At 52.6% G+C, this 3,369-nt stretch carries 3 protein-coding genes; all 3 read right to left on the bottom strand.

Translation table 11 applies throughout. The features are described 5' to 3' along the window. Nucleotides 1-1,284, bottom strand: a 1,284-nt coding sequence (locus tag ACYC56_RS13545) for a glutamate synthase-related protein (RefSeq protein WP_461374704.1), incomplete at its 3' end; no start/stop codon positions are given. Nucleotides 1,285-1,459: 175 nt separating this feature from the next. After that, the gene (locus tag ACYC56_RS13540; RefSeq protein WP_461374703.1) at nt 1,460-2,674 is read right to left on the bottom strand and encodes a glutamate synthase-related protein; all 1,215 of its coding nucleotides are present in this window, start codon (nt 2,672-2,674) and stop codon (nt 1,460-1,462) included. A gap of 272 nt (nt 2,675-2,946) precedes the next feature. Next, the coding region (locus ACYC56_RS13535; protein ID WP_461374702.1) for a methylenetetrahydrofolate reductase at nt 2,947-3,369 on the bottom strand (423 nt) is incomplete at its 5' end.

Below are 3,369 nucleotides of genomic sequence, written 5' to 3'. Positions count from 1 at the left end.
TTCGCAGTTGTGACAGCGAAGGCATTCCAGGGCCACCATATCGGTGGTGCCCAGGCAAACGCCGTTGGCGCCCAGGGCAATGATCTTGGCCACGTCATACCCGGTCCGTATTCCGCCGCTGGCGATCAAGGTCAGCTTATCCCGGATACCTTCATCGGTAAGAAACTTATGAACTTTGGGGACGGCGTATTCCAGGGGCATGGCAATATTCTTTTTGGCGATATCCGGAGCGGCCCCGGTACCGCCGTAGCTGCCGTCCAACTGGAGGATATGGGCCCCGGCGAAATAACTCCCGACGGCCACCATATCCACGTCGTTCGGGGTGGAGACCTTTACGGAAACCAAGGCCCGGGGATTGATCTCTTTGATCCAGTCGATATGTTTTTTATGGTCTTCCACCGAATAGACGCTATGAAATGGAAAGGGTGAGAAAAGGGAGGTACCCACCACGGCTTCCCGCATGCGGGCTACTTCCGGGGTGACTTTGTCGCCTAACAAATGCCCCCCCAATCCTGGCTTGGCGCCCTGGGCATATTTAAATTCCACGATGCGCACCCGCTGAATGGTTTCCTCCCGAACCCCGAAAAGGCCGGTGGCCACCTGGGTGATGATATGATCCTCATAGGGGATCAGGTCATCAGGAAACCCCCCTTCGCCGGTACAGCAGAAAGTTCCCCAGGCCGTGGCTGCCCGGACCCGGGAGAGAATGGCATTGATGCTCACCGAACCGAAGGACATACCCCCCAGGTAGAAGGGAATCGGAAGAATAATGGATGGGCGCTCGTCTCCGGTGCGGTTAAGCTCCAGGGACAGGGAAATATCCTCATCCCGGCAATCCAAAGCCTTGTCGGGAGGGAAGACGAGCCGGAGTTTATCAAAACCGCCCCCTGAATTCCCGGTCTTATAATTGAGCCCCTGATAGGGGACTTCCCCGGTTTCAGCCATATACCAGGTACTGGCCAGTAGATCGGCCGTCCACCTCTTATCGCCCAACACCTCAAAAGAGGGATTGGGGTTCATGGTGATGACTTCTTTGGGACAGCGGGCTATACAAAAATAGTCGTTTTTTTGGCAGGCCGGACCCAGGCAGAGGAAATCTTTGCCGGGCTTAGGTCGTTTAGCCCCTGGCTGATAGACCCCATAAGGGCAAAGCTTCAAGCAAAGGCCGCAATTGTCACAATCCTTCCCAATGGTAATACGGTACTTGCTTAAGGCATGGCGAAAGCGAGTCGGTGCCGGTTTCACCTCGGGAGGAACAAATTGAGAAACATATATATCAGACATGATACCCTCGAAAAAAGTCATCAGATGGGACAGCACAGTAAAAAGCCCAGAGGCAAGGCGCACAAGATCTGAGGAATGAGGCGTACAGAGAAGTACGCCGCAATGACGAAGGTCGCAGTGCAATCCCGCGGAACGCGGGACATATGGGCTTTTTTACGAAGCCGTCAGACATAGGTTAATTCCTTTTATGGAGAGGAAGAAAAATCTCCCTTTCTAAGTCTTCAAAAAACATGGCCCGGCCCATTTCACCCCTCAATCGCCGAGCCTCGCGGATGCCCATGGCCCCCATGACTTCCAAAAGCTGGTTGTACCAACCGGCTATCAGGTTTCTGATTCGGGCCTGTCCACGGGGCGGGTATATCTGAGCAATATTCACCGGGCAGGGAATGCCTTCGGCACATCTGCGGCAGACACGGCACTCCAAAGCAACCAGAAGGGGAATGTCCAGGGTGACGGCATCGGCCCCGCAAATAATCAGCTTGGCCAGGTCTTCAGCCATAGCCACACCACCCCCGGCCAGGAGGGTAACCTGATCCCGGAGTCCGTTTTTTACCAGATGTAAATGGACCTCTTTGATCCGGTCCTTAATGAAAAACGGGTCCTCCCCTTCTTCCCGGCCGAATTCGTCTGCCATAAAATGGAGGATTTCCAGGCCTGCCTGGGTAAGTTCCAAAGCCCGATCCTTTGCCTGAGGATTTAAGGAAATTCGGACGGCAATAACGGCCTCAGGATTTATTCCTTTCAGCCATTTCTGCCTTTCCAGGACCCGGGGCCCATCAGGAATCTCTATTAAACGAAGTTTTTTAATAATGGATTGGTCAAATTCTTCAGGATCCCCGGTCAGAAGGAGCATGAGGTGATCCGAATAGGTCTTCAGACTCGGATGCCAATCTTCCTGGGAGATGATCGTGAACGTACCGATCTTTTTCGCCGCCCGCAGCAGGGTGTGATTAATGCGGTCACGCGGGGGAGACCAGGGTAATTTATCGAAAATGATCGGAAGGGGGATGTCTACCGAAGGCAAGATCGGAGACAAGAGGTTTCCCTGGGCATCAAACTCCAGGGCCTGATGTTTCCGCCCCAGGTCGACCTGAGTGCTGATATATTCCCGGCCATGAATTCCATCCCGGGTGGGCCGGACTATTTCGGACATATCGGTCCACATGGCGTCAAATCCTGATCCTGAAAATGGGCCCCCGTATCCGGCACCGGAGACCGGAATTTTACCCGTTTCCGCCTGGTACCAAAGCTTTGAGATGATTTCTGAGGTCCAGTATTGATCCCCGAGATTTTTATAGTCGGGGTTTAAGGCCTTATGGATCAGACGATTGGGACAATTTTGGACACAGCGGAAGCAATCTTTACACAAACTGTCCAATGAATCGGACATCAAACGGGGATCGAGCCCTCGCTTGTCATAAACCCCGTAAACACATTCCCGTTTGACACATTTAGGGCATTTAAGACAACCCTCTTCCCAGGCAATGACCCCGGACCGTATGACGGTGGGAAACCGATTGGGCACCGGGGCCGTATGAATATGATATTTAGGTGGCATTAGATTCCTCTTTGATAGTGAAATCGAGTTCGGAGTTCGGAGTGAAACCGATCACTCCCGAACTCTAAACTCCGAACTCCGAACTCAAAACTTTCATCTCAGAACTAAAGCAGTCTCGGAAGTAGCCCGGCCTGTTCCACGATTTGGGGAACGGCCTCTTCCCATTCGATGGCCATGATATGAACACCGTGGACTCCTTCAATTTCTTTTAAGGCCTGGATAGTTTCTATGCTGATTTTAAGCCCTTCCTGCCTTTGTCCCTTGGCCGGTACCGCTTTCATACGCTTGATTAATGCTTCGGGGATGTCCATTCCGGCTACCTGACTTTTCATATATTCGGCCATCTTGGCCGACTTCAATGGGGTGATTCCACCGAGGATATGGACCTTTTCGTGGAGTCCCCGGTCTTGCACCTGGGTCATCCATTCTTTAAAACGGTCGAGATTGTAAATGCATTGGGTTTGGATGAATTCGGCGCCGGCCTTGACCTTCTTGGCTAATCGGATCACCCGGTAAAAAAAGGGGTC

Source organism: Candidatus Aquicultor sp. (assembly GCF_054640775.1).
This window is presented reverse-complemented; position numbering and strand designations above follow the sequence as displayed.